This is a genomic window from Thalassospira sp. MIT1004 (genome assembly GCF_001858545.1).
GTDB lineage: Bacteria > Pseudomonadota > Alphaproteobacteria > Rhodospirillales > Thalassospiraceae > Thalassospira > Thalassospira xiamenensis.
In genome coordinates, this window is sequence record NZ_MCAO01000010.1 from 42718 (window position 1) to 49256 (window position 6539).

General features: G+C 57.9%; 7 protein-coding genes. 4 read left to right on the forward strand and 3 right to left on the reverse strand.

Features of this window, described 5'->3' with window-relative positions:
* Position 1: 1 nt before the first annotated feature.
* On the forward strand, positions 2-997 hold the full coding sequence (locus BC440_RS04730) for a mitochondrial fission ELM1 family protein (protein WP_007090931.1): 996 nt from the start codon (positions 2-4) through the stop codon (positions 995-997).
* Positions 998-1040: 43 nt separating this feature from the next.
* Here BC440_RS04730 and BC440_RS04735 read toward each other — a convergent pair whose 3' ends face one another.
* Positions 1041-1964, reverse strand: a complete 924-nt coding sequence (locus BC440_RS04735) for a LysR family transcriptional regulator (RefSeq protein WP_071239693.1) — start codon at positions 1962-1964, stop codon at positions 1041-1043.
* A 160-nt stretch (positions 1965-2124) separates the two neighbouring features.
* On the opposite strand from BC440_RS04735, the gene BC440_RS04740 reads away from it, so the two are divergent.
* The 3 genes from BC440_RS04740 (at position 2125) to BC440_RS04750 (ending at position 5259) form a co-directional block, all read left to right on the forward strand.
* Positions 2125-3306 carry an MFS transporter gene (locus BC440_RS04740; protein WP_071239689.1) on the forward strand — a complete coding sequence of 394 codons (1182 nt, stop codon included), beginning with the start codon at positions 2125-2127 and terminating at the stop codon, positions 3304-3306.
* A gap of 116 nt (positions 3307-3422) precedes the next feature.
* Positions 3423-4358 carry a DMT family transporter gene (locus BC440_RS04745; protein WP_071239694.1) on the forward strand — a complete coding sequence of 312 codons (936 nt, stop codon included), beginning with the start codon at positions 3423-3425 and terminating at the stop codon, positions 4356-4358.
* A 76-nt stretch (positions 4359-4434) separates the two neighbouring features.
* Positions 4435-5259, forward strand: coding sequence for an aldo/keto reductase (locus tag BC440_RS04750; protein ID WP_071239690.1), 825 nt, complete (start codon positions 4435-4437; stop codon positions 5257-5259).
* A gap of 536 nt (positions 5260-5795) precedes the next feature.
* Here the strand turns inward: BC440_RS04750 and BC440_RS23075 are convergent.
* Both BC440_RS23075 and BC440_RS22590 read right to left on the reverse strand, forming a co-directional pair.
* Positions 5796-5939: a hypothetical protein gene (locus tag BC440_RS23075; RefSeq protein WP_175484464.1), complete on the reverse strand. Its 144-nt coding sequence runs from the start codon at positions 5937-5939 to the stop codon at positions 5796-5798.
* 67 nt (positions 5940-6006) lie between these two features.
* Positions 6007-6240 (reverse strand): hypothetical protein, encoded by a 234-nt coding sequence (locus BC440_RS22590; RefSeq protein ID WP_139192081.1) that lies wholly within the window; start codon positions 6238-6240, stop codon positions 6007-6009.
* Between the last annotated feature and the right edge of the window lie 299 nt (positions 6241-6539).

The window sequence follows — 6539 nt, forward strand, 5'->3', positions numbered from 1 at the left end:
AATGACCGATGATGATGCACGCCTGATCTGGGTTCTGGCCGATGACCGTGCAGGAAACGTCAATCAGGCCATCGGTGTCGCAGAAGCACTGGCACAGCCCTTCAAGCGGGTCGATATCGGTTATACCAATCTGGCACGGTTGCCCAATGTTATCCGCCGGGCCAGCCTTTTGGGGGTGGATACCGGATCACGGGCGCGGCTTGTCGCACCCTGGCCCGATCTGGTGATTGCCGCAGGACGTCGTACCGCACCGATTGCCCGCTGGATCAAAAAGCAAAGCAACGGCCATACTCGCATATGCCAGATCATGCGTCCGGATGGAGGCGAGGGGGCGTTTGACCTGATTGCGGTCCCGGCCCATGACCGGATGCCAGCGCGTGACAATGTTGTTGAAATCCCCGGTGCCCCGCATCGGGTAACCGAAACGCGGCTTCTGATCGAAGCCGATCTATGGCGGCCGCATTTCAAGGGGCTGCCAAGCCCGCGCGTGGCACTGATCATCGGCGGCAGCACCAAAAGTACGGTATTCACCGCGGATATGGCCCGGGAACTGGTCGGTCGGGCGATTGAGGCGACCGGGGCCATTGATGGTAGCCTGCTGGTCACGACCAGCCGTCGCACAGGCCCGGAGAACGAGGAGATCATTGCCGAAATGCTTGGCAATTCGGGGCTTGCCTATCATCTGCATGATTGGAGCTCGAAGGCGGAAAATCCGTATTTCGGGTATCTGGCGCTGGCCGATATCATCCTTGTTACCGGAGATTCGGTTTCGATGTGTTGCGAAGCGGCTGCCGCACCGGGCGGGGTTTATATCTATGCCCCCGATGGCATCGCAGGCCCGCGCCATCAACGTCTGCATCAGTCACTTTATGACGGTGGATATGCGCGGCCATTGCTTCCCAACACGGAAATCGTGCCGTTCAGGCATCCATCCCTGCAACCGGCCCGAACGGTAGCGCAGCGGTGCCTTGAACTGCTAAGCGCACCTGTTTCCTGATCTGCCGGAACCCGCGATTTTATTTTTAGCGTGATAATGATCGTTACGGAAGTCGGATACCGTTTCCGTGCGGATCAATATGATTGACCAGAAAATCGATGAAGGCCCGGATGCGCGCGGCAAGATGTTCATGCCCGGCAAAGATCGCATGGATCAGCTGTTCGTCATTCGGGTTCCAGTCGGGCAGGATTTCAACCAGTGTTCCGGCCTTCAGATCGCCCTGAACATGAAACCGCCCCAGCCGCGCCATGCCCAGCCCTGAAAGGCAAAGGCGGCGCATGGCCGGGCCGCTGTCGCAGAGGAAATTGCCCGATACCGTCCGGCCGAAACGCTCGCCGGTGTCGGGATTGATGAATGGCCATTCATTCATCGGGATCGGGAAGTTGAACCGCAGGCAATTGTGACTGTCCAGTTCGTCCGGATGGCCGGGCAGGCCGCGTTTGGCAATATATTCCGGTGATGCGACGATGGTGCGGCTGCTTTCGATCAGTTTGCGGGCCTTTAACGATGAGTCGGGCAATGATCCGGAGCGGATGGCAATATCGGCCCGTTCCTCAAGCAGATCAATGATCCCGTCGGTCAGGGAAAAGTCCAGCTCGACCTCGGGATAGCGTGCGAGAAAGGCCGGGATCAGCGGCTGAACATACATCACGCCAAACGCGATGGACGCATTGACGCGCAACCGTCCACGCGGGGCGGCCTTGCCGCCGCTTGCGACCGCACGTTCGGCATCGTCGATTTCATCAAGTACCCGCTGGGCGCGGACCAGATACATTTCGCCCTCGGGTGTCAGTTGCAAACCACGCGTGGACCGCACCAGAAGCCGGGTCGCCAGCCGGTCTTCGATCCGTGTGACAAGCTTGCTGACAGCAGATGGCGACAGATGCAGCTTGCGCCCGGCTTCGGAAAAGCTTCTGAGTTCCGCGACCCGGATGAAGACTTCCATTTCCCCTGCGCGATTATCCAACTGATCCTCCGGCTTTGAATTGAATTCAAAAGCATTTGTCGCGCAATCCGGATTATCGTGCAAGCATTCCATCGGCATAGTGGGCGGCAATGAACGGGGCGGGATGCCCCACCAACCATTTGTGCCCGCAAGCGCATGGCGCGCGGGCCGGAGAATTGAAATGCCGCTTGCTTTATTTGCGTTGACGATCGCGGCCTATGCGATCGGCACGACGGAGTTTGTTGTCGTCGGCCTTTTGCCGACCGTGGCAAACGATCTTTCGGTGACCCTGCCGATGGCCGGGTTGATTGTCAGTGTCTATGCCCTTGGCGTTACGTTTGGCGCGCCGGTTTTAACCGCCCTGACCGGGCGCATGCACCGCAAGACCCTGATGCTGGGGCTGATGGGGGTGTTTGTGGTTGGCAACAGTGCCGCCGCCCTTAGCCCGAGTTATGAAATGCTTCTGGTTGCGCGGGTGATTTCGGCCTTTGCGCATGGTGTGTTTTTCTCCATCGGGGCGACGATTGCCGCCGATCTGGTGCCGGAAAACCGCCGGGCATCGGCGATTGCGATGATGTTCATGGGGTTGACGGTTGCGATTGTGACCGGTGTGCCGCTTGGCACCTATATCGGTCAGATGTTTGGCTGGCGGGCGACGTTTTGGGGTGTTTCGCTTCTTGGCGTGATTGCCTTTGTCGGGATTGCGGCTTTGCTGCCCTCGAACCTCAGCCGGGCGGGACCCGCACGCTTGCTTGATCAGGTGCGCGTGCTTGGCGGTGGCCGGTTGCTTCTGGTGTTTGGCATGACGGCGTTTGGTTATGGCGGCACGTTTGTCACCTTTACCTATCTGTCTGCCGTGCTTCAGGATATTACGGGTTTCAGTGAATCCAGTGTCAGCCTTATCCTCGTTGCTTATGGGCTTGCGATTGCGGTTGGCAACCTTGCCGGGGGACGCATTGCGGATCGGAACCCGGTCCGGGCGTTGACCATCCTGTTTGCCTTGCAGGCCGTCACACTTGTGATCTTTACCTTTACTGCCGTGTCGCCGATCCTTGCGGTTATTACGCTGGCGGCCCTTGGTTTCCTGCAATTTGCCAATGTGCCGGGGCTTCAGCTTTATGTCGTGCAACTGGCAAAGCTGCACCGGCCGGGCGGGGTAGATGTCGCATCGGCGCTGAACATTGCGGCCTTTAACCTTGGTATTGCGATTGGAGCGTGGGTTGGCGGGATTGTCGTGTCCTCGTCGCTTGGCCTGTCGGCAACGCCTTGGGTTGCGGCCCTTCTGGTCGCGTTTGCTGTCGGCCTGACCATGATCAGCGGCGCGCTGGATCGTCGGTCCGATAACGCCCTTCAGACCGCATAACCTATATCGGGTTGCCGCATCCTGTTCACCGGATGTGGCAACCTTTGCCGGAAAGGCTTGTTTTAATGGTCTTTCTGGCGTTTTCTGATTGTTCGCCCCACAAAACCGGTTTTGATATGTCCATTTCGACTGCCCTGCCTGCTGCCGTTCCCGCGCATTTCCCGCGCCAGATTGCGGTTCTGATCCTTGTTGTTGTTGCCTGTTCCTTTGCCGGGAACCATGTGGCGGCAAGGCTGGCATTTGAAAACGGCACCGGGTTGCTTCTGGCGATCCTGTGCCGGTCCGGTGTGGCTTTGGCCATCCTGATCACGCTTGTGATCTGGCAACGCCAGACGGTCCGGCTTCCGGCCGGAAGTCGGAAATGGCAGATATTGCTGGGGCTTCTGGTCACCATTCAAAGCCTGTGCCTGTATTCGGCGGTGGCCCGCATTCCGGTCGCGTTGGCCCTTTTGACGGCCAACAGTTTCCCGATCATTCTGGCGTTGCTGACCTGGGCGTTGGGTGGGGCTCGACCGACATTGAAATCGGCGGCCTTGATGCTGTTTATCCTGTCGGGGCTTGTTTTAGCACTTGATGTGCCCGGCGTTCTGGCGATGGAGGGTGATGTCGGTGCGAACTGGTGGCAGGGGATTGTCTTTGCGCTGGGGGCGGCAACGTCCTTTGCCGTGGCCCTTTGGGTGACCGATCACAAATTGTCGGCTTTGCGCGGATCGGTGCGCAGCATGTTCACCATGCTGATTGTGTTTGCATCGATGATCGTGGCCGGTTTCGCCGAACTGGTGCCGGGCGGGATGAATTTGCCCGCGGCAACGCCTGGCTGGCTTGGTCTTGGTGCATTGGTATTGCTTTATGGTGGTGCCTTTTCCGTCCTGTTTATTTCGGTGCCGCGGCTGAATATGGCGCGCAATGCGCCGGTGATGAATATGGAACCGATTGCCACCCTGCTGTTTGGCTGGGTGGTGTTGGAACAGATGATCAGCCCGGCCCAGATGCTGGGCGGGTTGGTCGTGATTACCGGGATTGTCATCCTGACGCTGCGCAAATCGGCCTGAGTGCCGTGATGATCGGAACCTTCGGGTTCGGCAGCCGTTGCGGAGACAGTCGCGACATTTTCAATGAGGAATTCAGATGTTTGATGTATCTGCAAATGGTGCGGTGATTCCCGCCCTTGGCTTTGGCACTTTTCGCATGCCCGAAGCCGACGTTCTGCGTATCGTGCCCAAGGCGATCCAGACCGGCTTTCGCCATATCGATACGGCCCAGATTTACGACAACGAAGCCGCGGTCGGGCAGGCGATCCTTGATAGCGGCGTTCCGCGCAAGGACATCTTTCTGACCACCAAGGTCTGGGTCAGCAATTACAGGCATGATGCCTTTGTCAAATCGGTCGATGAAAGCCTTGAAAAGCTTAAAACCGATTATGTCGATCTGCTGCTGTTGCATTGGCCGAACAAGGATGTGTCGCTTGCCGATCAGATCGGGGCGTTAAACGAGGTCAGGCAGGCCGGCAAAGTGCGCCATATCGGGGTTAGTAATTTCAACATTGCCCTGATGGACGAGGCCGCCGCGCTATCGGATGCGCCGCTTGTGACCAATCAGGTCGAATATCATCCGTTCATTGATCAGACCAAGGTCATGGACGTTGCGCGCAAGCATGGCATGGCCCTGACCGCCTATTATGCGATGGCCGATGGCAAGGTGCTGGAGAATGAGCAGCTTGGCGAGATTGCCAAATCGCATGACAGGTCGGTCGCACAGGTGGTTTTGCGCTGGTTGTTGCAGCAGAATGATGTGATTGCCCTGTCGAAAACCGCAACCGAAAGCCGGGTCGCGGAAAATTTCGATATCTTTGATTTCGAACTGAGCGGCGAGGAAATGCAGGCCATTCATGGTCTGGCCGATGAAAACGGCCGGATCGTCAGCCCCGACGGGCTGGCACCCGATTGGGACTGATGCTGCTTTCAGGAAGCGACAAGGCCGGGGAAACAGATTTTCCCGGATAAGATATTGAGAAATATATCTTTTATGTCGTAATGAGTTTTGATTGGGAACTTTTTCCGGTTTTCTGGAAAAAAGTTCTTGATTTGTTCTTTTTCTTGTGGCATAAAGATAAAGTCAACAGGACAAATGGGTCCGGAGACAAAACCCGCAAAGCGTGATTCGCTTTTGTGGGTTTTTTGCGTTTCGGGCGGCAAAAACAGGAATGAGACGATGACAGGGCAGCGATCTGAAAGGCCGCAATGGCGGAGGCGGTATCGCCAAAGGGACGTTAACGGCGCATGGAAAAGTCATTACGGCGGTGGTGCGTCCGGGCCGTAAGGCCGTCGGAAATTTACGAAAACGGGTGTTTATCATGACGGGAGAGATGTGTCCTTAGGGCAAGGGCGTTTGTTCGGGGCAGCGAGAGCCGGGGCGAGGCGAAGCTGGTTAGGTCCAGCTCAGTCCAGTCCGGGGCCAGTCCGGTCGGTGAAGTGTGACAATGCCGAGAATCAGCAGGCCCGAATTGCGTCTGCACTGGATCGGTGGGCCGGGTTGCCGGGATAGGTTGGCAGGATTGGTTGCCAGCGGGCCGATGGTGCGTTCGGAGATGCCGAAAGGCCGGTGATCGATGGCGGGATTTGTGTGTCTGCCATGCGGCAACGCCGTTGCCCTTGGGGTGAGGTGCGTTTGCGGCGTCAACCGAGGGCGGCGGGTGCCTGTTCAGGGCAACTGGGTCCGTCCGGGGTGTGGTTGGTGGCGGTTGGCAATGCCGGGGGCAACGGGCTTGGCTTGGCGGGTTTGGATCGGTTTGCCCGGAGCGGCGGGCGGGATCGGTTGCCAGCGGGGCGATGGTGCGTTCGGAGATGCCGAAACGTGGGTCATTGATGGCGGGATTTGTGCCTGCCATGCGACAACGCCATTGCCTTTGGGGCGAGGTGCGTTTGTGGTGTCCATCGAAAGCCCGAGGTGTTTGTTCGGGGCAGCACGGACTGGGGCGAGGTCGGTCTGGTGCAATCCGGTTCAGTCCTGTCCTGTCCGTCCAGCCCACCTGGTCGGTGGCGTTTGGTGATGTCGAGGGCAGCAGGGCTGGTTGGCTGGATTGGCTTGTCGATTGATCAAAATCGTCATTCCGGGCGAAGTGGAGCGCAGACCCGGAATCCATGCCCCATTGAAAGAGACTGGATTCCGGAGACTCACACCACAAGTGCAACATCAGTTATAGTTGGTGTTGCGATGGGACAGGAATACAGGCA